This is a genomic window from Streptomyces sp. BRA346, from assembly GCF_052851135.1.
On sequence record NZ_JAIWIH010000002.1, the window covers coordinates 185,659 to 209,092 of the forward strand.

The 23,434-nt window shown below is 72.6% G+C and carries 16 protein-coding genes and 3 pseudogenes; 12 read left to right on the forward strand and 7 right to left on the reverse strand.

All coding sequences use genetic code 11. The features are described 5' to 3' along the window. The first annotated feature begins 130 nt into the window (after window positions 1–130). The gene (locus LCH29_RS02475; RefSeq protein ID WP_446460005.1) at window positions 131–1,009 is read left to right on the forward strand and encodes an SDR family oxidoreductase; all 879 of its coding nucleotides are present in this window, start codon (window positions 131–133) and stop codon (window positions 1,007–1,009) included. Between the two features lie 12 nt (window positions 1,010–1,021). Here the strand turns inward: LCH29_RS02475 and LCH29_RS02480 are convergent, their stop codons facing one another. Beyond that, window positions 1,022–2,041, reverse strand: a complete 1,020-nt coding sequence (locus LCH29_RS02480; protein WP_446460006.1) for a DUF5954 family protein — start codon at window positions 2,039–2,041, stop codon at window positions 1,022–1,024. A 218-nt stretch (window positions 2,042–2,259) separates the two neighbouring features. Between LCH29_RS02480 and LCH29_RS02485 the strand changes: the two genes are divergently transcribed. The 3 genes and pseudogenes from LCH29_RS02485 to LCH29_RS02495 all read left to right on the forward strand — a co-directional run bounded on the left by LCH29_RS02485 (window position 2,260) and on the right by LCH29_RS02495 (window position 5,835). Continuing rightward, window positions 2,260–3,777, forward strand: a complete 1,518-nt coding sequence (locus LCH29_RS02485; protein ID WP_446460007.1) for a cryptochrome/photolyase family protein — start codon at window positions 2,260–2,262, stop codon at window positions 3,775–3,777. 107 nt (window positions 3,778–3,884) lie between these two features. After that, a pseudogene (locus LCH29_RS02490) lies at window positions 3,885–4,412 on the forward strand (NAD(P)/FAD-dependent oxidoreductase); the annotation flags it as partial. Window positions 4,413–4,512: 100 nt separating this feature from the next. Then, on the forward strand, window positions 4,513–5,835 hold the full coding sequence (locus LCH29_RS02495; RefSeq protein WP_446460281.1) for a 2-oxoadipate dioxygenase/decarboxylase family protein: 1,323 nt from the start codon (window positions 4,513–4,515) through the stop codon (window positions 5,833–5,835). Between the two features lie 114 nt (window positions 5,836–5,949). Here LCH29_RS02495 and LCH29_RS02500 read toward each other — a convergent pair whose 3' ends face one another. Together LCH29_RS02500 and LCH29_RS02505 are read right to left on the reverse strand one after the other, a co-directional pair. After that, entirely contained in the window at window positions 5,950–7,155 is a 1,206-nt protein-coding gene (locus LCH29_RS02500) for an alpha/beta hydrolase (RefSeq protein WP_446460008.1), read from the reverse strand. A gap of 168 nt (window positions 7,156–7,323) precedes the next feature. Then, window positions 7,324–8,067, reverse strand: a pseudogene (locus LCH29_RS02505) (hypothetical protein); the annotation flags it as partial. Between the two features lie 279 nt (window positions 8,068–8,346). Between LCH29_RS02505 and LCH29_RS02510 the strand changes: the two are divergent. Both LCH29_RS02510 and LCH29_RS02515 read left to right on the forward strand, forming a co-directional pair. Next, entirely contained in the window at window positions 8,347–9,360 is a 1,014-nt protein-coding gene (locus LCH29_RS02510; RefSeq protein WP_446460009.1) for a hydroxyacid dehydrogenase, read from the forward strand. 117 nt (window positions 9,361–9,477) lie between these two features. Beyond that, window positions 9,478–10,566 (forward strand): LacI family DNA-binding transcriptional regulator, encoded by a 1,089-nt coding sequence (locus tag LCH29_RS02515; protein WP_446460010.1) that lies wholly within the window; start codon window positions 9,478–9,480, stop codon window positions 10,564–10,566. A 139-nt stretch (window positions 10,567–10,705) separates the two neighbouring features. On the opposite strand, the pseudogene LCH29_RS02520 reads toward LCH29_RS02515, so the two are convergent. After that, window positions 10,706–11,098, reverse strand: a pseudogene (locus tag LCH29_RS02520) (sugar-binding domain-containing protein); the annotation flags it as partial. 224 nt (window positions 11,099–11,322) lie between these two features. Between LCH29_RS02520 and LCH29_RS02525 the strand changes: the two are divergent. Further along, window positions 11,323–11,802 carry a hypothetical protein gene (locus tag LCH29_RS02525; protein ID WP_446460011.1) on the forward strand — a complete coding sequence of 160 codons (480 nt, stop codon included), beginning with the start codon at window positions 11,323–11,325 and terminating at the stop codon, window positions 11,800–11,802. Window positions 11,803–11,806: 4 nt separating this feature from the next. Here LCH29_RS02525 and LCH29_RS02530 read toward each other — a convergent pair whose 3' ends face one another. Beyond that, the gene (locus LCH29_RS02530; protein ID WP_446460012.1) at window positions 11,807–12,040 is read right to left on the reverse strand and encodes a hypothetical protein; all 234 of its coding nucleotides are present in this window, start codon (window positions 12,038–12,040) and stop codon (window positions 11,807–11,809) included. 167 nt (window positions 12,041–12,207) lie between these two features. Here LCH29_RS02530 and LCH29_RS02535 point away from each other — a divergent pair, with 167 nt between their 5' ends. The 3 genes from LCH29_RS02535 to LCH29_RS02545 all read left to right on the forward strand — a co-directional run bounded on the left by LCH29_RS02535 (window position 12,208) and on the right by LCH29_RS02545 (window position 16,903). Further along, on the forward strand, window positions 12,208–12,858 hold the full coding sequence (locus LCH29_RS02535; RefSeq protein WP_446460013.1) for a GntR family transcriptional regulator: 651 nt from the start codon (window positions 12,208–12,210) through the stop codon (window positions 12,856–12,858). Between the two features lie 232 nt (window positions 12,859–13,090). Beyond that, window positions 13,091–16,063, forward strand: a complete 2,973-nt coding sequence (locus tag LCH29_RS02540; RefSeq protein ID WP_446460014.1) for a SpoIIE family protein phosphatase — start codon at window positions 13,091–13,093, stop codon at window positions 16,061–16,063. A gap of 84 nt (window positions 16,064–16,147) precedes the next feature. Continuing rightward, the gene (locus LCH29_RS02545; protein ID WP_446460015.1) at window positions 16,148–16,903 is read left to right on the forward strand and encodes an NPP1 family protein; all 756 of its coding nucleotides are present in this window, start codon (window positions 16,148–16,150) and stop codon (window positions 16,901–16,903) included. Window positions 16,904–16,933: 30 nt separating this feature from the next. Here LCH29_RS02545 and LCH29_RS02550 read toward each other — a convergent pair whose 3' ends face one another. Further along, complete coding sequence (locus LCH29_RS02550) at window positions 16,934–18,772, reverse strand: glycoside hydrolase family 15 protein (protein ID WP_446460016.1); 1,839 nt, start codon at window positions 18,770–18,772, stop codon at window positions 16,934–16,936. A gap of 75 nt (window positions 18,773–18,847) precedes the next feature. Then, window positions 18,848–21,349, reverse strand: a complete 2,502-nt coding sequence (locus tag LCH29_RS02555; protein ID WP_446460017.1) for an ABC transporter permease — start codon at window positions 21,347–21,349, stop codon at window positions 18,848–18,850. 155 nt (window positions 21,350–21,504) lie between these two features. Here LCH29_RS02555 and LCH29_RS02560 point away from each other — a divergent pair, with 155 nt between their 5' ends. Continuing rightward, window positions 21,505–22,680, forward strand: coding sequence for a sensor histidine kinase (locus LCH29_RS02560; protein WP_446460018.1), 1,176 nt, complete (start codon window positions 21,505–21,507; stop codon window positions 22,678–22,680). A gap of 34 nt (window positions 22,681–22,714) precedes the next feature. Continuing rightward, window positions 22,715–23,422, forward strand: coding sequence for a response regulator (locus tag LCH29_RS02565; RefSeq protein ID WP_446460019.1), 708 nt, complete (start codon window positions 22,715–22,717; stop codon window positions 23,420–23,422). The last annotated feature ends 12 nt before the right edge of the window (window positions 23,423–23,434 follow it).

Here is a 23,434-nt window from a genome sequence, read left to right on the forward strand (position 1 = left end):
GCGGGGGCAAGACGCTCTCCAGCGCCGCCGAACAGGTGCCGCCGCCCGGTGGCCGCGGCGGTGATCGCGCCGCGGCCCGGGCCCGGCCCGTACGGTCGCATCACCCGCCCTACGACCCGGGAGCGCCACCGTGCGGAACCCCAGCCCCCTGACCGGACGCCTCGCCGTCGTGACTGGTGCCGCCCGCGGACTGGGCGCGGCCATGGTCCGGGAACTGGCGGGGCGCGGCGCACGGGTCGTCCTCCTCGGCCGCGAAGAGGAAACCCTCGCGCAGGTGGCCGACTCGCTCGCCGCGGAAACCCACTGCTACGCGGTGGACGTGGCCGACGACGCGGCGATGACCCGGGTGGCCGGGCTGATCCACGACCGCGTCGGGCGGCCGTCGGTCGTCGTCGCCAACGCGGGTGTGGCCGAGGGCGGGCCCTTCGGGGAATCGCCCCCGGCCACGTGGCGGCGCGTCGTCGAGGTGAACCTCATCGGCAGCGCGAACACCGCGCGGGCCTTTCTGCCCGGACTGCTCGCCACCCGCGGCTACTTCCTCCAGATCGCCTCGACGGCCGCCTTCGGTTCCGCGCCCATGATGAGCGCGTACTGCGCCTCGAAGGCGGGCGCCGAATCCTTCGCCCAGTCCCTGCGCGCCGAACTCGCCCACCAGGGGGTCGGTGTCGGCATCGGGTATCTGAGCTGGACCGCCACCGACATGATCCGCGACGTGGACCGGTACGGGGTGCTGAGGGAACTGCGCGCCCATATGCCGCCACCGGCCCGACGCGTCCACCCCGTCGCCACGGTGGCCGCGCGCATGGTGACCGCCGTCGAACGGCGCGCCGCCACCGTCTACGCACCGCCCTGGCTGCGCCTCGCCCAGCCGGTCCGCCCCCTGCTGCCGCCGCTGGTCACCTGGTTCTCCGCGCGGGAGCTGCCCCGGCTGGCCGAGCGGACCCGCTTCGAGGCCACCGGGCTCCTCGGGGCCGGTGGCCGCGCGGACCAGTCGGCCGCCGAGGGCTGATACGTCATGGGGTCAGCCGTTGTCGTGGAGGGTGCCGTGCTCGTCCATGGTCGGGTGCATCTTCATGGGGCCGTAGTCGTCGAGGTCCGAGGGGCGCGGCGGCTCCGGCCCGTCGCGGCCGCTGCGCACCATCCGCTCGATGCGGCAGATCCGGAACAGGCGGCCGTCCACGCGGGCCTCGTCGGCCCGGCGGGCGCGTCTGAATTCCTCGGCGGCCCGTGCGTACACCGCCCTCTTGCGCTCGCCGAACTCGTAGAGCAGCGGCCACATTTCGGCCATCCCCTGGTAGAGCAGCCGCCGCGCGTCGTGCGGCGTGGGCATCAGGGCGCTCTGCGGCCGCCACCGCTGCCCGGCGCGCTCGGCCACGCCGAAGCCGACGGGCAGCAGGATGATGTCGGGATGGGTGGTGACGGCCCGCTCGGAGTGCTTGCGCACGACGGCGGGGAACCGGGATCCGGAGTAGGCGAAGGTGCTCAGCGCCAGCTTCATGGCGCCCGCCATCAGCCCGGCGTCGTCCTGCTCGGGGTCCAGGACGAAGCCGGTGTCGGGCGACCGGGCCTCGTGCCGTCCGTCCCAGGAGATGAGGGACGGTTCCGGGTCGGTGGGCCGCGGCGGCTCCAGGCTGTGCTCGCCGGTGCGGGCGAACTCGTCCCCGCGCACCACCCGGTAGCGCACGCCGAGCACGGACACCTCGTTCAGCGGCTTCTTCTCGAGCCGGGCCACCGCGGCGAGCAGGGCGCGGCGGGTGGCGGGGTCGTCGGTGTCGTCCTTGGCCTTGAACCACAGGAGCGAGTTCAGCTCGTCCCGGGCCTCCTGGGGCGTGCCGCCGGTCACCGGCTTCACCAGCCGCCAGTGCTCCCCGGCGGCGGGGTCATGAACGGCCAGGCCGAAGACGGGTCCGCGGAGGGCGAGATGCGGATAGCGGGAGGACGCGTCCACGGCGTCGGCTTCGGTGACCCATGCGGCGGGGTCGTCGCGCCGCACCAGATCCGCGTGGAGCCGGTCCAGCTTTCGCTTCCAGTGTTCGGCCATGCGCACAGTGTCGGGGCTTCCGGGTGGAACACGGGCGGGAACGCCCCAAGTGATCAAAAGCCTTAAATCCGATGTCAGTACTGTCTGTCCGCCGGTCGCCGGGCGGTCGGCGGGCGCTCGGGCAGCGACCGGAGGGCGGTGCGTGGCGCGTCGTGGACGGACGGGCGGCCGCAGCGCATAGCCTGACATTTCGGTGTCCGCGGGAAGGCGTTCGCACCATGACGACACGGACGACACGTCAGCACTGGCTCTTCGGCGATCAGCTCGGCCCGCACTTCGCCGACCACCGCCACCACGGCCCCGACGCCCAGGCCCCCCTGATCATGATCGAGGCGCGGTCGGTGCTGAGCCGCCGCCGCTTCCACCGGGCCAAGGCACATCTGCTGCTGTCGGCGATGCGCCACCGGGCCGCCGAACTCGGCGACCGCGTGCGGTATGTCCGGGCCCGGACCTACCGCGAGGGGCTGGCCGAGGCCGCCGGACGGGACCGGGTGACGGTCTGCCACCCGACCTCCCGCCGGGCGCTGGAGCTGGTCGGGTCGCTCGGCCAGGTCGACGTGCTGCCCGCGAAGGGCTTCCTGGTGACGATGGCGGACTTCGCCACCTGGGCCGGGGAGCACAGCCGCGGGCGGCTGCGGATGGAGGACTTCTACCGCTGGGTGCGCCGCGAGCACGAACTGCTGATGGAGGGCGACCAACCCGCGGGCGGCCGGTGGAACTTCGACGACCGGAACCGCGAACCGCCGCCGCGCGGCGCCCACACCCTCGGCACCCCCGGCCCCTGGCGCCCCGACGAGGACGAGATCGACGACCGGGTGCGGCACGACCTGGACCGCTGGGAACGCGACGGCACGGTCTCCTTCGTCGGCCGCGACGGCCCGCGGCGCTTCCCCGCCACCCGGCGCGAGGCGCTGGCGTCGCTGCGCCACTTCGTGACCCACCGGCTGCCCTGCTTCGGGCCGTACGAGGACGCGATGCTCGCGGCGGACCCGGTCATGTGCCACAGCCTGCTGTCGGCACCGCTCAACCTCGGGCTGCTGCACCCGGCCGAGTGCGTGGACCGGGCGGAGCGCGCATGGCGCGACGGCGCCGCGCCGCTGGCCGGTGCCGAGGGGTTCGTACGGCAGATCGCCGGATGGCGGGAGTACGTCTGGCATCTGTACTGGCACTTCGGCGAGGACTACCGCGGCCGCAACGCCCTGCGCCACACCGCCCCGCTGCCCGGCTGGTTCCTGGACCTGGACGCCGACGCGGTGACCGCGCGCTGCCTGGCCACGGTGCTGGCCCAGGTCCGGGACACCGGGTGGACCCACCACATCCCGCGGCTGATGGTGCTCGGCAGCCGCGCCCTCCAGGACGGCTGGGACCCGGCCGCGGTCACCGACTGGTTCCACCGCTGCTTCGTCGACGGCTACGACTGGGTGATGCTGCCGAACGTCGTCGGCATGTCGCAGTACGCCGACGGCGGGCTCATGACGACCAAGCCGTACACCTCCGGCGGGGCGTACATCAACAGCATGAGCGACCTGTGCGGCCCCTGCGCCTACCGCCCGGGGGACCGGACCGGCGAGCGGGCCTGCCCCTACACCACCGGCTACTGGTCCTTTCTGCACCGGCACCGGGAGCGCCTGGCCGGGAACCACCGCATGACCCAGGCGGTCCGCGGGCTGGACCGGCTGGGCGATCTGCCGGAGGTGCTCGCGCAGGCCACGGAGCGGGGCGACGCCGCGCCGTGAGGCGATGCGGACTCTTCTTTCCCGAGGCGTACTCGCGCGCTTTCTGAATTCCTGTCCGGGGGAGAGGTGAACGAACGCTTTACGGCGCGTGAAGGGGGCCGCAGGTCCGCGGGGTGGGACGGCTGTGCGGGGTGGACATCCCCGTACGGCCGCACCCCCGGCAGGCGTTCGCCACCGGCCCGCTGCCCGCCCTGCCCGGCGGCCTACCGCTCGCCGTCGGCATGGCCAGTGGCGCGTATGTGCACCCCGAGGCGGCCGGGACGGCGATCGTCGGCGGCAACGACCGCGACGCGCCCAGCAGCGAACGGGCGACGGTGGACTGGTCGCGGGTCGAGTCCCTGGCCGATGCGCTGTCCCACCGCTTCCCCTCGCTGGAAGGGCTGGAGGTCACCCGGGGCTGGGCCGGGCTGCGGGAGATGACCGCCGACGACCACGCGATCGTCGGCCCGGTCGACGAGGTGCCCGGGCTGTGGGTCGCGGCGGGCTTCTCCGGCCACGGCTTCATGCAGTCCCCGGCGGTCGGCGCGGCGCTCGCCGAGTGGTGGCTGACGGGCGCCCCGCCCCTGGACCTCTCCGCGCTGCGGCTGTCCCGCTTCACCGACCGGGCGCTCGAACTCGAAACCGCCGTCTTCTGAGCTGTCTTCCGACGCGCTCTCCACGCAGTCGTCCGCGCTGTCTTCCGATCCGTCTTCCGATTCGTCTTCCGAACGGAGCCCGCCATGGCTTGCGATACGAATCCGACCGGGGCCGAACTGCTCGTCGCGACGCTCGTCCGGCACGGCGTCGACATCGTCTTCGGCGTCCCCGGCGACACCGGCGAACGTCCTGTACGACGTGTTCGCACGGCACACCGACGCCCCGCGCCACATACTCGCCCGGGACGAACGGCACGCGGGCTACATGGCCGACGGCTACGCCAGGACCCACCGGCGGATCGGCGTGTGCGAGGCGTCCAGCGGCGGCGGCGCCGTCTACCTGGCCGGTGACCTGGGCGAGGCGTACGCCTCCAGCGTGCCGGTCCTGGCGATCACCACCTGGCGGCACGCCGCCATCCGGGTCGCGACACCCGGCGAGCTGCGCCGGGCCGGTCAGATCTTCGCCGCCCTCGGGATGTGCCCGGTCGGCGCCTACGCCCCGGGGGACGCGGCGGCCCGCCCGGCCCCGGTCGTCTCGACCCTGTTCCGGCCGGTCGCCCCCGGGGATCTGGCCCGCGCTCCCTTCCGGGTGTTCACCTCCGTCCTCGTCCCCGGCGACCGGCGGCCCTTCACCGCCGAACGCCCACAGCGAGACTTCCCGCCGGAGCTGCTTCGACTCGCCGCACGCGCCGAGGCCGAACTCGGGTTGCCGCCCGAGGGCGCGCGGCGGTTCCTCGACCTCGCCACCGCCGCCTTCCGGCCCTCCGGCGCACCGGTGGACCTCACACCCCGGGTCCTCGACCTCGACGAGCTGCACCGGCGCATGGCGGACCGCGGCGTCGCGATGACCGGCGGGATCCAGGGCCCGCCGCACTGGGACGGCCCGGACGTCCTGCCGCGCCGTACGTCCTTCGGCCCGCGCTGCGCGGTGGAGGCCCGTGGCATCGCGCTCACCCCCGCCGGGCGGGCCCGCTACGACGCGATGACGGCCGAGACCGACCGGCTGCTCGCCATCGACCCGGTGCTCTCCCGCCAGGAGGCCGCCGCCAAGATCTGGGCCATGTGCCTGCCCGCCACGGAGGCCGCACTCGCCCGGCAGGACCTCGCGTACTTCACCTACCACGCCACCGACCCCGCGACCCGCCGCCGCGACGGTCTGGGGCCGCCCGCCGGGCTGGCCGGGCTGCTCCACGGCGGCTGGATCACGGCGGAGCCGATCGTCTACGAGGACGTCCTGCCCCGCCCGGTGGCCGACCCCGGTACGGCCGAGCCGCCCCTTGACGCCGACTGGCCGGCCGGGGTACTCGACCGCCCCGTGGCCGACCCCATGGAGCACTACGCCCGGCAGCGCCGGGACTCCCTGGACGAGGCGGCCCGGGCCCTGGGCATCGCCCCCATCGCCCCGCCGCCACCCCCGGACTAGTGCCGCGTCAGCCAAGGTTCACCCCGCTCGCCGCCCTGGCACGGCCATCTGCGGCGTTGCCGAATCGACCGAGTAGGCCCACTACGAGGCCGATCAACCTTGACTGACGCGGCACTAGGCGCGGGACGCGGTGCCGTTCAGGAAGCGCAGGAGGAGGTTGCGGCCGACCGCGCCCGCGATGCTGTGGTACGTGTCGTCGAAGGCGTGGTCGCTGTAGGGGATGGCGTTGAACCGGACGTCGTCCTGGGCCTGCCGCAGCCGGTCGGCGAGGCCGCGGACCCGGGACTCCCGGATGAGGTGGTCGGAGGCGCCGGTGACCAGGAGGGACGGCATCAGACCGGGGCGGATGCGGTTGATGGCGGAGGCGTAAGCGTAGCGCTCGGGGTACTGGGCGGGGGTGCCGCCGGTGTAGCCCTCGGTGATCTCGCGTCCGTAGCCCAGCAGGCCGTTGTCCTGCCAGGTGCCCTTGAGGTCCGCGGCCGGGTAGAACCCGGCGACGGCGACCGGCGGCGCGGGCAGCCGCGCGGTGCAGCTGCTGGCGATGCGTCCGGTTTTCAGTCCGTACGCGACGTTCAGCGCGAGGCTCCCGCCCGCGGAGCCGCCCACCAGCACGGTGCGGGAGGTGTCGACGCCGTACGGGCGGGCCAGCCTGGCGAGCCGGGACATGGCGCAGACGACGTCGTCGGAGGCGTCCTTCCAGCGGGGTGGCGGCGTGAGCCGGTAGTCGATGGACAGGACGGGGTAGCCGTGGTTCGCGAGCCAGCGGTAGTCGCCCGCCCGCTGGTACCGGCTGCCGGTGGCGAACCCGCCGCCGTGGATCCACACCACCATGGGCTTGTCGCCCTGCGGATGTGCCGCGCGCGGCGCCCACAGCCCGGCCCTGAGCGTGCGGCCCTCGACGCGGTCGAAGTTGATCACATGGTCCGGCGGCGCCGTGGGCTGGTCGACGGCCAGGACGTCGGCGGTGGACACCGGCACGTTCTGGGCGTGGGCGTAGAGCAGCTGCGTGATCAGGACGGTGGCCGCGCCGATGGCGGTGACCGCCGAGGTGGCGGTGGTCCACACCGCCGTCCTGCGCGTCCCGCGCTTCCACGCCACCACCGCGCCCACGGCGATGAGCAGACCGAAGACCACGTACCACAGCGGGCGCGGCCCGACCCAGGTGGTCGCGTAGTAGCCGAGGACGGGAACGGCCGGAACGATCGCACCGAGGGTGATGAGCGCCACCAGCCCCGACACCACCAGCCCCAGGCCGAGGGCCGTGCGGCGCACCCATCGGGGCACGGCGCTGCGTGAGGATGTGCGGACACGGGCGTTCATGTCGGGCCGTTCTCCTGTCGCTGTCGTCGGTGTGGCTCAGGCGCCGTCAGCAGTGAGGAGGGCCCAGCTCGGGAATTCAGGGTAGCCAGGAGGTGAACCGGCCCGGCCATGCGGGTCGCCGGGCCGGGTCGGGTCGCCACGTGGTCACGTGGCGTACAGGCCGTGTGGTCACGTGGCGTACAGCAGGGTGCCGAAGCCGGTCTGGTCGAAGCCGCCGCTGGTCGAGCCGTGGTCACCGCCGCCGCCCTCGGGCCGGACGCTCTCGGCGATGGCCCAGGCGCCCATCTGGCCCATGCCCATCATGGTGTGGCCCTGGTCCCGGCCGGACTCCTGCCACTGGCCGAGGGCGTAGCCGTCGACGTTGTCGTACACAAACGGGACGGCGTGGCGGAGGGAGCCGTTGCCCGCGCGTTCTTGAAGTTGTTCACCGCCTGGTCGTACTTCGCGGCGTCGTCGCACAGGATCCCGAAGGCCAGGATCGCGTTCATGGTGCACAGGTCCCAGTTGGCCCAGTAGTTGGTGATGCAGGCGTCGTTGTGTCCGTTGCGGAACTGGTTGTTGAGCGGGTAGAAGACGTTGCGCATCATCGCCACGGAAGCGGCCCAGGTCGAATCCGCTGTAGCCGCACATGAGTTCGGCAGCGTTGGCGAACTGGTAGCCGTAGAGCCCGGCGGCCAGGAAGCGGTCCGCGTTGCCGGTGAGGGTGGTGAGGGTGGCCGACCAGGCGTTGAGGATCCTGACGGCGGTGTCGCCGTGGGCGGTGGCGGTCAGGCGGTTCCACCCGGACAGCCACGGCTCGGTGCCCGCGGCGACCCGCACCTTGGCGCGGTTGAGTTCGCCGTAGGCGTGCAGCATGCCCGGGTGGGTGAAGGTGGCAGGCGCGGCGCCCGCGCTGCCGCCGGTGGCGGCGGCCGTTCCAGGCCGCCTGAAGGGTGGCGCGACGGGACAAGGGTGGGTTCAGGGCTGACTCCCTGCGCAGTGGAAAACGGAAACCGGTTACTGCGCCCACGTGGCCAGAGCTTCCGCCCAGTCCGGAAACGGAGTCAAGCGCCCGCGTGCACTTTCGAAAGGATCGGTAGCCCCGGCGGTGTACGGCTTGCAGATTGACCCGCCTCCCCGTCAGATCTACGTTAGAAGGCGCTTTCTGGAAGTTTTTCTACAAGAGTGTTTCCCCGGCGCCTCAGGAGAGTCATGCCCAGTGCCCAGCCGCTGAGAGCCGTGTTCGCCATGGACCCGGTGCACCTCCCGCTGCTCTTCCCGCCGCCGCTCATGGACCGGCTCCGGCAGGTGGCCGAGATCGACACCGCGCTCGTCGTACGGGACCTCACCGACCCCGCCGCCGCCCCCGCGCTGGCCCGGGCCGAGGTGCTGATCACCGGCTGGGGCTGCCCCCGCCTCGATGCCTCCGCCCTCGTGGCGGCGCCGAAGCTGCGCACCGTCCTGCACGCCGCGGGCTCCGTGCGCTCACTGATCGGCGACGCCCTGTGGGACGGCGGCATCACCGTGTCCAGCGCGGTCACCAACAACGCGCTGCCGGTCGCGGAGTACACCCTCGCCATGATCCTGCTCGCGGGCAAGGACGCCCTCGCCCACCGCGAACGCTTCCGGGACACCCACGCCCACCCGACCCCCGCCGAGACCGCCGCCATCGGCAACCTCGGCCGCCGGGTGGGCGTCATCGGCGCCTCCCGGGTGGGCCGCCGACTCCTCGAACTGCTGCGGCCGTTCGACTTCGCCGTCTCGCTGTACGACCCCTACGTGGACGCCGCCGAAGCCGCCGCCCTCGGCGCCGAACCGCTGCCGCTGGAGGAGCTGCTGCGCCGCAGCGACATCGTGAGCCTCCACGCCCCCGACATCCCCGAGACACACCGCATGCTGGACCGCGCGAGACTCGCCCTCATCAGGGACGGCGGCGTGCTGATCAACACCTCCCGGGGCGCGCTGGTCGACACCCGGGCCCTCACCGAGGAGCTGGTCGCGGGCCGCCTGAGCGCGGTACTGGACGTCACCGACCCCGAACCGCTGCCCGCCGGATCCCCGCTGTACACGCTGCCGAACGTGTTCCTCACCCCGCACATCGCGGGTTCGCTCGGCAACGAGCTGGCCCGCCTCGGCCGCGTGGTCGCCGAGGAGCTGGAACGCACGGCGGCGGGGCTGCCGTTGGCCCACGAGGTGCGCCATGCGGACCTGGCCCGCGTCGCCTGAGACCCGCCCCGGAGGCCCGCCCCCGCGGAGTAACGATGGGATACGGTTTCCGTCACCGGTGCAGGGCGGGGCCCGGCCCGTCCTTGGGGGCGTCGCAACGGTGAAGGAGCCGCAACGGTGAGCGAGCGCAAGGTGTCGGGTGGCGCCGGACGGGCCACCATTCGCGACGTGGCGGAGCGCGCGGGCGTCTCCGTCGCCAGCGTCTCGCGCGTCCTGTCCGGCAACTACCCGGTGTCGGACGAGCTGCGCCGCCGGGTGATGAAGGTCGTACGGGACCTGGACTACGTCACCAACGCCCACGCCCGCTCGCTGGCAGGGGGCGGCACACCCACCGTGGCCATCCTCATCAACAACATCACCGGCGCCGCCTTCGCCCACGTGGCCAAGGGAGTCGAGGGCGCGGCCTCGCTGCGCGGCTGGCTCTCGCTGGTGGGCACCACGGGCGACGACCCGGAGCGGGAACTGGCGCTGGTGAACCTCATGCGCCAGCAGGGCGTCGCCGCGGTGGTCCTGCTCGGCGGCGCGTACGACTTCGACGAATACCAGTTGCGCATGGCCCGGTTCGCCCGCTCCCTCGACGCGGCCGGATCACACCTCGTCCTGGTCGGCAGGCCGCCGCTGGAGGGCGACGTGGCGGCCACCACGGTCGACTACGACAACGAGGGTGGCGCCTACGCCATGGCCAGCCACCTGCTGTCCGCCGGGCACCGCCGCGTCCTCGTCCTGCCGGGCCACGCCGAACTCACCACGGCCCAGGGCCGGTTGCGGGGCGCCCGGCGGGCCTTCGAGGCGTACGGCATCCCGTTCGACCCGGGCACGGTGCTCCACGGCCCGTACGACTACGGCCACGGATACGACGCGGTCGAGGAGAGCCTGCGCCGCGAGCTGGACTTCACGGCGGTGCTGGCGGGGACCGACGTGGTCGCCGCGGGTGCCATGCAGGCACTGCGCGGCGCCGGGCTCAGGGTCCCCGAGGACATCTCGATCGTCGGCTACGACGACATCCCGCTGGCCTCCCAGCTCACCCCGCAGCTGACGTCCGTTCATGTGCCGTACGAGGAGATGGGCCGGGCCGCGCTGCGCGCGGTGGCCGACCGGCGCGAGGGCGGCGCGGGCCGCCGTGGGGGCGGCGACGGTGCCCATCTGGTGCTGGGCACCCATGTCGTCGTACGGAACTCCGTCCAGCCCCCGGCCCGCCGTTCCTGACCGCCGCGCCGCACCGCGCGACGTGATGACCGCGATGCGCCGCTACTGGCGCACCGGCGTCACCCTGGGCGCCCTCAAGTAAGCACGTGGCTGCCCACCGGGCCCGGCGGGACCGTGCGGACATCCCCTAGGATCGCCCGGTGAAGGAGGTGAACCCGCCGCTGTGCCGGGCCACTTCGCGCCCATCGGCCCACACCGTGGCGTCGTGGTCGACCGCCCCGAAGTGCAGCAGCACCCGTCGCCCGGCCCAGGACGCCGGAACCCGCACCGTACGCCGGTACCAGACGGCGGGGTGGAAGTCGGTGTCCCCGATCCCCGACAGCTCGGACTCCGGACAGAACGGGACCAGGATCCGCCCCTCCAACTCCTGGTGGACCAGGCCGCGTTCGAGGCCGCTGTCGCCGGGGTCGAAGGCGAACTGCCAGGTGCCGTTGAGGGTCAGACAGTCCGCACGGACGAAGCCGGGACGCGGATATTCGGCTCGTGGAACATCGTTCGATATATCGGGCGGCGGTGTGTCCGTGCGAGGCATGGTCAACTCCGGGGCACGGGCGAGCGGTTCAGCGGGCAGGGGTATGCCGTCACCCGCTTACATCGTTGTAAAGACCTGATGCACCTTGTGTTTCTTGAGCCGGAAGAGGCGTGCCCGGCGGGGTTCATGGACACTCGGCGGCTGCCGACGCAGACTGATCCAGAGTTCCAGGACCACCCCGCACACCCCGGGGGCTCGCCCCGGGCCGACCCGCTGGAGGCGCCGTGGCCGTGCAGATCTGTTCGTTGATCGTCGCCGAGCCGCAGGTGATCCCGCCCGGCGGGTATCGCGTGGTGCGGTTCCCCTTCGGCACCGCCGAGTCCTACGACGCGAGGGGCATGCACCAGGTGGTCCAGCCCGACGGGTACAGGATCAAGAACTGGCGCACCGATGACCGCGCGGGGCTGATATGGCCCTCGACCGGCGGATGGGGCGCGCTGACGGCGATGATCCAGTGGGAGGCCGGCGGGGGCTACAGCGAATTACGGGACCGCTTCGTGCGGGATCCGCTCGGGCTGTCGACGGGCCCGGACTCGACCGCCACCGATCACCGGCCGCCGAGCCGCGGCATGCAGTGCTTCACCAAGCACCACGAGATCTTCGTGCATCCGCAGACGCCGCTGGCGCTGATGGTCTCGCACAACAGCGGCTCCTCGGTGCGGCTGGTGCTCGCCGAGTTCAAGCTGGCCATCCATCAGGTCTGAGGGGTCACAGCTCGCCCTTCTTCACCTTGTGCAGCTCGATGTCCTCGTTCGCGAACAGATGCACATAGCCGCAGTTCCAGCAGATCAGCCCGATCGCGGACTCATTGGCCCAGGCGAGGTTCATGAGCTCCATTCCGGTGCTGTTCAGCTTCACCCGGCGGTTCCGGAAAAGATCGCCCTGGCAGAACACGCACGTGATCCATCGGTCCCCGATGGCCGCACGCACAGGCTTGGACACGTTCCGCCCCTCCCGCCACCGAAGTGGCCTGCTCTCGCGCACATCAGCGCATGATCGGCATAGTCAGGCGTCGGTCTTCCGTATATCGGCAATTTGGCCAACGAAATTGTTGACCATCTTGGTGGCCTGGATTTACCTGCGACACGCACTCACTCAGGGAGAGCTCGATGCCGAAGGAAGCCCGTCCAGGCACCGGAGAACAGGCCAAGCAACCTGCGCTGACCCGGCTGCGGCAGGCGATTCTGGGCGGTGAGATGGCACCGGCTCAGCGGCTGGTGGAGAACGAACTCGCCGAGCAGTTCGGGGTGACCCGGGCCGGCATCCGCGCGGCACTGATCGCCCTGGCCTCGGAAGGGCTGGTGGAACGGATCCGCAACCGCGGATCGCGGGTGCGGGTGGTGTCCGTCGAGGAGGCGGTGGCCATCACCGAATGCCGCATGGTCCTCGAAGGGCTGTGCGCGGCCGAGGCGGCCGTCGCGGCCAGTGAGGAGGAGCTGACCGAACTGGCTGACCTGGGCACGGCGATGTCCAAGGCGGTCGCCGACGGCGAACCGATGACGTACTCCCGGCTCAACCACGAGCTGCACGGCCGGATCGGGGAGATCTCCGGTCAGCAGGTGGCCGTGGAACTGCTGGAGCGGCTCAACGCGCAGCTGGTGCGCCACCGTTTCCAGCTCGCGCTGCGGCCGGGGCGTCCCCAGCAGTCCCTGAGCGAACATCTGGCCATGATCGAAGCGATCAGGGCCCGGGACCCGCAGGCGGCCGAGGCGGCCGTCCGCACCCACCTCGCGGGCGTGATCGACGCATTGCGCGCATGACGCGTTGCGCACAGGGCGCGCTCGAGGTGGGTCACCGACCCGTCCACCGAGGGGATGCCAGCTGTGACGCACGGCACGGCGCCCCCGGCCCGGCACCAGGCGGCCGGTCCCGCTCTGTGAACCGATGGCCGGGGCGTTCGGCATAGCCGACCGGGCGCTAAAAATGCGATAGGGCGCCTCATGACTCTCGATTGCGCCGCGGGTACACCTTAGGGTATATGCCGATATGTCAATGGATCCGGCAGGTCGCGTCCGTACCTGGTGCGACGAGCGGCTTCCCCTGCTCTCGGCGGTCGGTGCCCAGCTCACGGACCGCGAGGTGATGGAGTACGCGCTGACGCAGGCGGTGTCCGAGCTGGGCGGTATCGCCGGAGCGGTGCACTGGTCGTGCGGACCCGCGGGCAGCCACGAACTCCGCCTGGTGCTCGCCGGAGGGCTGCCCCCGTCCGCCCTCCCGGAGTGGGAGGAGATCCGGGAGGACGACCCGGCGCTCGCCCCCGCCCGGGCCGTACTGGAGGGCGCGTTCGTCTGGATGCCCGCCGCCGACGGGCGTGTTCCGGAGGCGCGCCACCCGGACGCGGAACGTGTCCGTACGCACACCCACGGGAGGCTGCCCGAGGCGACCATGGTGGCCGCCGTCCCCCTCTTCGCCGAGGACACCCCCGTCGGCGCGCTGTCCGTGTTCACCGGGCCCGGCGCGCCCACCACCGAGCAGCGCGGCTTCCTGATGGAGATGGCCCGCTGGGCCTCCGGGCGGCTGTCCGGCCCCTCGCCCGCGGCGGGCCGGGGCCATCCGTGGTGGCAGGAGCAGCCGGCCGGCTCCGGGCTCCGCCAGGCCCTGGTGGCGGCGAAGGTCGGTTCCTGGGAGTGGGACATCCGTACCGGCGAGATGGTCTGGGACGCGGCCGGGCTCAGGCTGCTGGGCATCCCGGAGGACTACGAACGCCGCATCGAGAGCTGGGTCGCCCTGATCCACCCCGAGGACCTGCCGCGGGTCATGGCCGCCACCCAGGAGGCGCTGCACCGGCACGGCGTGTACGAGGCCGAGTACCGGGTGTGCCGCCCGGACGGTACCACCGGCTGGGTCCAGAGCCGCGCCCACCTGGCGCTCAACGGGCACGGCGACCCAGTCCGCATGATCGGCCGGGTGTGGGACACCACCGAGAGCCGCATCGCGCGGGAGTCCGTGGGACAGGCGCTGCGCTTCATGAGCGACGCGTTCTGGGCGGTGAACCGGGAGTGGCGGATCACCTTCCTCAACGTCGAGGCCGAGCGCCTCGTCGGGCCGTCCGTGGACGTGCTGGGCGGGCCGCTGTGGGACGGTCCCGCGGGCCTGGTCCCCGATCTGGAGGCCCGCTGCCGCCACGCCGCGCTCGACGGCTCACCGACCGGGTTCGACATCCAGTGGCCCACCGACGGCCGCTGGTACCACATCCGGCTGGTCCCCGTGCCCGACGGGCTGACCGCCTACCTCACCGACGTCACCGACACCCGCAACCGGGCCGCGCGGCGCGAGGCGGCCGAACGGTCCGCCGCCGAGCAGGCGGCGCGGATCCGCGGGCTGACGGGCGCGCTCGCCGAGGCGGTCACCACCCATGACGTCGTCGACGTGGCCGCCGCCCACATGCTGGCCCCGTTCGGCGCCTCGGGCCTGCTGATCCAGGTGCTGGAGGGCGAGCGGCTGCACGTGGTCGGGGCCGTCGGCTATCCCCAGGCGTTCCTGCGGACGATCGACGGGATCGCCGCGGCCGACGGCCACCCGCTGCTCCACGATGTGATCGCCTCGCGCCACCCCCGCTTCATCGCCTCGGCCACCGAGTACGTCGAGCTGGCTCCCGCCCTCGCCGACTACCCGGCCCTCGCCGAGAAGAACGCCTGGGCCATCCTGCCCCTCATCGCCTCCGGCGAGCCCAACGGCGTGTGCATCGTCTCCTTCGCCGAACCCCGCCGTTTCACCGCCGACGAGCGCACCCTGCTGACCGCCCTCAGCGGCATGGTCGCCCACGCCCTCGCGCGGGCCCGGCTCTACGACGCCGAGCACGCCCGCGCCCAGGCGCTCCAGCGCGGACTGCTGCCCCAGGACCTGCCCACGCCGTCCGCCGTCACCGCGGCCGTACGGTACCTGCCCGCCAGCACCGGCACGGAGGTCGGCGGCGACTGGTACGACATCATCCCGCTGTCCGCGGAGCGGGTGGCGCTCGTCATCGGCGATGTGATGGGCCACGGCCTGGCCGAGGCCGCCACCATGGGACGCCTGCGCACCGCCGTGCACACGCTGGCCCACCTGGAGCTGCCGCCCGAAGAGGTCCTCGCCCACCTCAACGACATCGTCAGCGACCTCGGCGACGACTCCTTCGCCACCTGCCTGTACGCCGTCTACGACCCGGTCTCCGGGGTCTGCTCCATGGCGCGCGCCGGTCATCCCCCGCCGCTCCTGGTGAGACCCGACGGAACGGTGGAGTGCCTGGACATCGAGCCCGACCCGCCCCTGGGCGCCGCCGAACCCCCGTTCAGCACGGCCGGACTGCGGCTGCCCGGCCACGGGCTGCTGGTGCTGTACACCGACGGCCTGGTCGAGTCCGCCTCCCGCGACATCGACGTGGGCATCGCCGAGTGCTCCCGGGTCCTCACCACCGACCCCGGACGGAGCCTCGCGTGCCCCGGCGGGCCACCCCCGGCCTGCGGCCCCGGCGAGGACCACCGCGCGGACCGCAAGCGGCTGGACCGCCTCTGCGACACCCTCCTCGACGTCATGGTGCCCGCCCAGCAACTGACCGCGGACGACACCGCCGTGCTCGTCGCCCGGCTGCACCGCACCGCCCCCGGGAACATCGCCGTCTGGGGGCTCCCCGACGAGCCGGTGGCGGCCTCCCTCGCGCGCGACCACGTCCGCGGCCAACTGGAGGAGTGGCAGCTGAACGAGCTGGTCACGACCACCGAACTTCTCGCCAGCGAGCTGGTCGGCAACGTCGTCCGGCATGCCAGGGGCCCCGTCCATCTGCGCCTGATCCGAGGTCGGACCCTCATCTGCGAGGTCTCCGACGGCAGCGCCACGACACCCCGGATCCGCCGGGCCGCCGAAATGGACGAGGGCGGACGCGGCCTGCAACTGGTCGCCGCGCTCTCCCAGCGCTGGGGGACGCGCTACACCGCCGACGGCAAGTGCATCTGGACGGAGCAGCCCATAGCGCCCCAGCGATCCTGAACGCCCCCTCCGCAGAGGGCAGTTGACGTTAGTCTCCTGGTTGACATTCCGCCCGTGCCTCACGAGGTCAACCAGGAGGACGCAGTGCACAGAAACTCGCGCATCCGCAAGGTCTCGTTCGTCCTCGGCAGCGCCATCGCCCTGGTCGTCGCCTTACCCGGAAGCGCTCTCGCGGACCCGCCGAAGGCCCTGCCCGGCAACGCGGAGGCGCTGGAGCAGACGTTCCAGCCCGCCTACGACTACGACACCGACGGCTGCTACCCCACCCCCGCCATCGGCCCCGACGGCACGCTGAACGGTGGCCTCAAACCGTCCGGCGCGCCGGGCGGGCAGTGCCGCGACGCCCCGGACCTCGACAACACCAACGGATACGCGCGCTCCACGTGCAACAACGGCTGGTGCGCGGTCATGTACGGCCTCTACTTCGAGAAGGACCAGGCGTCGGTCGGCGGACACCGCCACGACTGGGAGCACGTCGTGGTGTGGGTGCAGAACAACCAGGCCCGGTACGTCTCCACCTCCGCCCACGGCGGATTCACCATCTACGGCCGCGACCAGATCCGCTGGGACGGAAACCACCCGAAGATCGTCTACCACAAGGACGGGCTGAGCACCCACGCGTTCCGCCCCGCGAACACCAACGACGAACCGCCCGAGAACCACTACGGCACCTGGCAGTTCCCCACCCTGGTCGGCTGGAACGGCTACCCCGCGGGCCTGCGCGACAAGCTGAGCCAGGCCGATTTCGGCAGCGCCACCTTCGGCCTCAAGGACGGCAACTTCGCCGCCCACCTCCAGAAGGCCAAGCCGTCGGGCATCCCCTTCGACCCCAACGCCTGAGCATTCGCCCCGTGTACGACTGCCCCCAGGTCACCCCAGGGCACGGTCCAGGTTGAACGCGGCGCTGATGAGCGCGAGATGGGTGAACGCCTGCGGGAAGTTGCCGATCTGCTCACCGGTGCGGCCGATCTCCTCGGCGTACAGCCCGCAGTGGTTGGCGTACGTCAGCATCTTCTCGAACGCGAGCCGCGCCTCGTCCAGCCTCCCGGCCCGGGACAGCGCCTCGACGTACCAGAACGAGCAGATCGAGAAGGTGCCCTCTTCTCCGCGCAGCCCGTCCGGGCTGGCCTGGGGGTCGTAGCGGTAGACCAGCGAGTCGGACACCAGCTCCTCGCCCAGCGCGTCCAGGGTGGACAGCCACTTGGGGTCGGCGGGGGAGATGAACTTGGCCAGCGGCATCATCAGTACGGAGGCGTCGAGCACATCGTCGCCCTCGTGCTGCACGAACGCGTGCCGCTTCGGGGACCAGCCGCGCCGCATGATCCGGCGGTAGATCTGGTCGCGGGTGCGCGACCAGCGGGGCATGTTCGCGGGCAGCCCGCGGTGGGTGGCGATGCGCATCGCGCGCTCGATCGCGACCCAGCACATCAGCCGTGAGTACAGGAAGCACTGGGGTCCTGCACGGGTCTCCCAGACGCTCATGTCCGGCTGGTCCCAGTGCTCACAGACCCAGTCGACCAGTTCGCAGACGGTGTCCCAGTGGTCGCTCGCCAGTGGCTTTCCCCACTTGTCGTAAAGATAGAGGGAGTCCACCAGCGCACCGTAGATGTCCAGTTGGAGCTGGTCGACGGCCCCGTTGCCGGACCGGACCGGGGCCGAGCCCAGATGGCCCTCCAGATGGGACAGTTCCTGCTCGGTGAGTTCGCTGCGGCCGTCGATGCCGTACATGATCTGGAGCGGCCCGCCGGGGCCGTCCCGCAGCCGGATGTCCTCGGACAGGAAGCGCACGAACGCCTCGGCCTCGTCGGTGAAACCGAGCCGCAGCAGCGCGTAGATGCAGAACGCGGCGTCGCGGATCCAGACGTACCGGTAGTCCCAGTTGCGTTCCCCGCCGATCTGCTCGGGCAGACTGGCCGTCGGGGCCGCCACGATGGCGCCGGTCGGCGCGTAGGTGAGCAGCTTGAGGGTGAGCGCCGAGCGGTGCACCATCTCCCGCCACCGTCCGCGGTACCGGGACTGCGAGAGCCAGCGGCGCCAGTACCGCACCGTGGCGTTGAACAGCGCCTCCGCCTCGGCCAGCGGACACGGCCGCGGCCGCACCTCGCCGCCGATCCGGTCGAGCGCGAAGACCGCCACCTCGCCCTCGATCAGCTTGAACGAGGACACCGCGTCACGGCCGTCGGTCTCCACCGTGACGCTGGACGTCAGCGCGAGGGACAGACCCGGGGAGTCGAACACCGTGAGACCGCCCTGCCGGACGCTCACCGTGTGCGTCTGCCGCCCGTAGTCGAAGCGCGGCGCCACCCGCGCGGTGAACGGCAGCGACCCGCGGACGCACAGCACCCGGCGGATCAGCCGGTGCCGGTCGGCCTCGCGGGAGTCGTCCTCGACCGGCATGAAGTCCTGGACCTCGGCGACACCGTCGTCCGCGAAGAAGCGGGTGATGAGGATGTTGGTGTCGGGGAAGTAGAACTGCTTCGTCCGGGCGGGCGCGTCCGGGGCCAGCCCGAACGCACCGCCGCGGTCGGCGTCCAGGATCGACGCGAAGACGCTGGGCGCGTCGAAGCGGGTGGGGCAGTACCAGTCGATCGTGCCGTTCGTGCCCACGAGCGCGGCCGTCCGCAGATCGCCGATCAGGCCGTGCTCCGCGATGGGCAGATACCGGGGCGTGTCCGCCTTGCAGGGGCGGAGGCTCTCGGCGACGGTCATCGCAACCTCCCGCGCTCACCGGTCGCGGTACCTCAGCTTCAGGATACGTCCGTGAGCCACCGCCCCGCGCGGGCGCTACGAGGCGTCCGAGCCGATGGCCTTCAGCATCGGTACGCGCGCGGCCTGGCGCCCCGGCCACAGCGAGGCGAGCACACCGATCACGGCGGCCGCCACGAAGAACAGGGCCGCCCTGTCCCAGGGGATGACCAGCGGCATACTCTCCTGGCCGCGGACGGCCACCGCGCCGATGACGCTGCCGACGGCGACGCCGAGCGCGGAGCCGAAGAGGGAGATGGTCACCGCTTCGATGCGCAGGACGGAGGCCACACCCCGGCGGTCCAGCCCGATGGCGCGGAGCATGCCGATTTCCCGGACCCGTTCGAAGACGGCCATGCCCATGGTGTTCACCACTCCGAGGGCGCCGATCAGCACGGTGACGCTCAGCATGGCGTACATGATGTTCAGGAACGGGCCGGTCCGCGCGGTGGCCGCCACCCGCGCGTCGGCGCGGTCCTGGACCAGCAGCGCGGGGTTGTCCAGGGTGCGCCGGATCTCCCGCTGGAGCGCCGCCGTACGGCCCGGAGCGGCCTTGACCAGGACCGATTCGACGGAGAACCGGCGCTCGCCACCGGCCGGGCGCGGCAGGGACCGGTCGGACACGAGGGTGGGCGTCATGCTCTCCGGGCCGTCGTAGATCGCGACGACGGGCAGGCTGGTCCGCTCATCCGTGCCGGTGAAGGCGCCGCTGACGCGGGAGCCGAGCCGCCATCCGCGGTCGGCGGCCAGCTCCTCGGTGATGGCGATGCCGTGGTCGAGGCGGTCCAGCGAGCCCTTCCGGACGGTGATCGGCGCCAGCCGTTCCACCGTGGCCGGGTTGACGGCGGTGACCGGGACGGTGTCGTGGCCGGACAGGTCGAAGTAGGTCTGCACGAGGGCGGTGACGGCGTCGGCGTCCGCGAGCCGTGCCACCCGCGCGGCGGTGTCGTCGCCGACCTCCGCGAAGTCGACGGCCGTGACGCGCAGGTCCGAGGTCATGGAGCGGTCGACCTCCTGTTCCTCCAGGCGATTCACCGAGGCCACGGCCACCGTGACCGCGGTGGCCATCGCGAGGCCGACCATGAGGGTGGTCGCGGTGGCCGCCGTACGCCGGGGGTTGCGGCGGGCGTTCTCCACGGCGAGCTTGCCGCGGATGCCCGCCAGCCGGGTCAGCGGGCGGCGCAGCAGCGCGGTGACGCCCAGAGCGAGCAGCGGGGTGAGGACGATCAGGCCGATGAGCAGGACGGGTACGGCGCCGAAGAGGACATCCGTCTCGCCGACGGCGGCACCCAGCAGCAGCACACCGCACACCGTGACGGCCACGCCGAGGAGGGTGCGGCGGCGCAGCGAGGTGGCCGTGGACGGCTCGACCGTGCGCAGCGCCGCCACCGGGGGTACGGCCGCGGCGCGACGGGCCGGAAGCCAGGCCGACAGGACGGTGACGCCGATGCCCACCGCGAACGCCGCGACCAGGGGCGTGACGGACAGCAGCCGCAGCGGGGCGGCCGGTCCTCCGGTGACGCCGAACAGGTCGCCCAGCAGCGTCGCGACGCCGGTGCCCAGCGCGTATCCGGCGATCGAGGCGGCCGTTCCGACCAGGGCGGCTTCCGTCAGCACCCGGCGCATCACCTGGCCCCGGCTCGCGCCGACGGCCCGCAGCAGCGCGTGTTCCCGGGCGCGGGCGGCGCTGAGCATGGTGAAGGTGTTGGCGACCAGGAAGGTGGAGACGAACAGGGCGACACCGGCGAAGCTCAGCAGCAGCGTCGTGAGCTTGTCCCCGTCCCCGGAGGCGTCCGTGGCCAGGGACTCCAGCTCCGCCCGGGTGGCCGCCTCGACACCGGACGGCAGCACCTTCCGTACGGCATCGGCGAGTTGCGCGTCCGACGTGCCGTCCGCCGCGGTCAGGGTGATCGCCGAGTAGCTGCCCGGGGCGGGGGCGAAGTACCGCTGGGCGGTGGCGGCGTCGAAGGCGGTGAGGGTGCCGCCCGCGTCCAACCGGCTGTCGTGGGCGGTGAAGGCCCCGACCAGCCGGACGCTGCGGGCCGTGCCGCCCACCACGACGCGCGCCCGGCCGCCCACCCGGTACCCGGCCCGCTCGACCGTCCGCCGGTCCATGGCGACTTCCCCGGCCGTACGGGGGCCATGGCCCGAGACGAGCGGATACCGGACGTCCTCGCCACGGTCGCCGGGAACGTAGGTGACGCCCGCGGCCCTGGACAGCTCACCCACCAGGGAGCCGTCGGAGCCCGCGACGAAGGAGGGGCCCTCCACCTCACCGCGGGCCGCGGCCGCCGAGGGCAGCTGCCGCAGCCGTCGCAGCAGGGTGCCGTCGAGCCGGGAGGCCTCGTCGGGGGAGTCCGGCTCGACCTTCACCGACACATCGGGCTGGGAGTTGGTCTGTGCCCGGGCGACGGCCGCCTTCACCGAGTCGCCGTAGAGCAGCGAGCCGGTCACGAACGCCACGCCGAGCAGCACGGCGAGGGCGGGCATCGCGAAGCGGAGCCGGTGGGAGCGGAGGGTGCGCAGAGCGGTGCGGAGCATCGGCGGGCCTTCGGAAGGGGAAGTGTACGAGCGGGTTCGATCCTTCCGGCGCGGCACGGTCCGGCGGATCCACTGGATGACCGAAACGGGCCGCGGCCCTCCCTCGGCCGAAAGGCTGATGTGGCGCGGGCGGCACGGCCGTACCGTGAAGGGCCATGATCACCGAGTTCCGGGCCCGCTCCCGCCTCCGGCAAGTCCAGCTGTGCGTGGTCGGCGCCGTGTCCGTCGTCCTCGTGGCCCTGGAGGGGCTGAACGCCCCCTATCCGCTGGTGGCCTTGGCGACGACGGTGTCCGGGACGCTGTGCCTGGCCGCCCTCGCCGTGCCGCACCGCCTCTTCATCCGGTGCACCCTGCTCGCGACGGCCGTCTCCTGCGCGCTGACCCTCGTGGACACGGGGCTGCCCCGGCGTCCCGAGAACACCCCGGGACTGGTGGAGCTGAGCGTCCTGCTGTGGCTCATCACCCGCGCCGTGCGGCGCTGTTCCCCGCTGTCGGCCACCCTGCTCCCCGCGGCCCCGGCCTTCGCCGCCGTCGTTCTTCCGCTGCGCATCGCCGAACGGGGCGAAAACCTCGGCAGCGTGATCGGCCTGATCGTGGCCTGTGTGCCGTTCATGGTGGTGCTGGGGCTGTGCCTGCGCCTCTACGACGCGCTGCGGGCCCGCGAGCGCGAGGCCCTCCTCCAGACCCAACGACTCGAACACGCACGGGAGTTGCACGACTTCGTGGCGCACCACGTCACCGCGATCGTCGCCCAGACCAAGGCCGCGCGCTTCACCGCCGCGGCCGGTCACACCCAGTCCCCGGAGGACCTGGACCAGATGCTCGCCCACATCGAGCGGGCCGGATCGCAGGCGCTCGGGTCGATGCGCGCCATGGTCTCCAGCCTGCGGGACCCCTCCGCCCCCGCCGCCACCAGCCCCACCGGCGGCCTGGCCGGACTACGGGCCCTCACCCGGGACTTCTCCGCGGCGGGACCCTCCGCCGGACTGACCCTCGACCCGCGGCTCACCGACCGCCCGCTGCCGCCCGAGATCACCACCGCGGTCCACCGCGTGGTGCAGGAGTCCCTGACCAACGTCCGCAAACACGCCGCGGGAGCCGGGCGGGTCGAGGTGCGGGTCACGCTGTGCCCCGGCGACCCGGAGCAACTGGAGGTGTCGGTGGCCGACGACGGCCGCGGCGGTGCCGAGACGGGCGGCGGCGCGTGGAACGGGGGCGGCTACGGCCTGGTCGGGCTGACCGAACGGATCGAGCGGGCCGGGGGCCGATTCACCACCGGCCCGCGGGACGGCGGCGGCTGGCACGTGCAGGCCGTCCTGCCGCTGGCCTAGGGTTCTCCACACGACAGTCCGGGCGCCTGCGATCATGTCGGGTATGACGATCCGGGTGCTCCTCGCCGACGACCAGGAGATGGTCCGCGCCGCGTTCCGCATGATCATCGACTCCCAGCCGGACATGCGGGTCGTGGCCCAGGCGGCGGACGGCACCGAGGCGGTCGACCAGGCCCGCGAGCTGCGCCCCGACGTCTGCCTCCTGGACATCCGCATGCCCCGGCTGGACGGTCTGGAGGCCACCCGGCTGCTCGCCGGGCCCGACGTTCCCGACCCGCTGAACGTCCTCATCGCCACCACCTTCGACCTCGACGAATACGTCTACCGCGCGCTGCGCAACGGCGCGTGCGGCTTCCTCCTCAAGGACGGGGCCCCCGGGCTGCTCACCGAAGCGGTGCGGGCCGCCGCGGCGGGCAACTCGCTGATCTCCCCCTCGGTGACCGTCCGCCTCCTCGCGCAGATGGCGCCCTACCGCCGAGCCCCCGCCCCCTCCGAGGCCCGGCCGGACCGTACGGCGGGGGGCGGGCGCCCGGACGCGCTGACCGAGCCGCTGACCCAGCGCGAACTGGACGTCGTACGCCGGGTGGCCCGGGGCCGTACCAACGAGGAAGTGGCCGCCGACCTCTACGTCACCCTCTCCACGGTCAAGACCCACCTCGGCAACGTGCAGCGCAAGCTCGCCGCCCGCAACCGCGTCGAAATCGCCGCCTGGGCCTGGGAGAACGGGATCTGCCAGGACTGACCACGCCACCGC

What these genes read in the sequence shown, in the direction of transcription:
- LCH29_RS02480 (WP_446460006.1), bottom strand. Translation starts at nt 2,041, where the DNA reads ATGGCCGAACACTGGAAGCGAAAGCTGGACCGGCTCCACGCGGATCTG.
- LCH29_RS02500 (WP_446460008.1), bottom strand. Translation starts at nt 7,155, where the DNA reads ATGAACGCCCGTGTCCGCACATCCTCACGCAGCGCCGTGCCCCGATGG.
- LCH29_RS02510 (WP_446460009.1), top strand. Translation starts at nt 8,347, where the DNA reads ATGCCCAGTGCCCAGCCGCTGAGAGCCGTGTTCGCCATGGACCCGGTG.
- LCH29_RS02535 (WP_446460013.1), top strand. Translation starts at nt 12,208, where the DNA reads ATGCCGAAGGAAGCCCGTCCAGGCACCGGAGAACAGGCCAAGCAACCT.
- LCH29_RS02555 (WP_446460017.1), bottom strand. Translation starts at nt 21,349, where the DNA reads ATGCTCCGCACCGCTCTGCGCACCCTCCGCTCCCACCGGCTCCGCTTC.
- LCH29_RS02560 (WP_446460018.1), top strand. Translation starts at nt 21,505, where the DNA reads ATGATCACCGAGTTCCGGGCCCGCTCCCGCCTCCGGCAAGTCCAGCTG.
- LCH29_RS02565 (WP_446460019.1), top strand. Translation starts at nt 22,715, where the DNA reads ATGTCGGGTATGACGATCCGGGTGCTCCTCGCCGACGACCAGGAGATG.
- LCH29_RS02485 (WP_446460007.1), top strand. Translation starts at nt 2,260, where the DNA reads ATGACGACACGGACGACACGTCAGCACTGGCTCTTCGGCGATCAGCTC.
- LCH29_RS02540 (WP_446460014.1), top strand. Translation starts at nt 13,091, where the DNA reads ATGGATCCGGCAGGTCGCGTCCGTACCTGGTGCGACGAGCGGCTTCCC.
- LCH29_RS02550 (WP_446460016.1), bottom strand. Translation starts at nt 18,772, where the DNA reads ATGACCGTCGCCGAGAGCCTCCGCCCCTGCAAGGCGGACACGCCCCGG.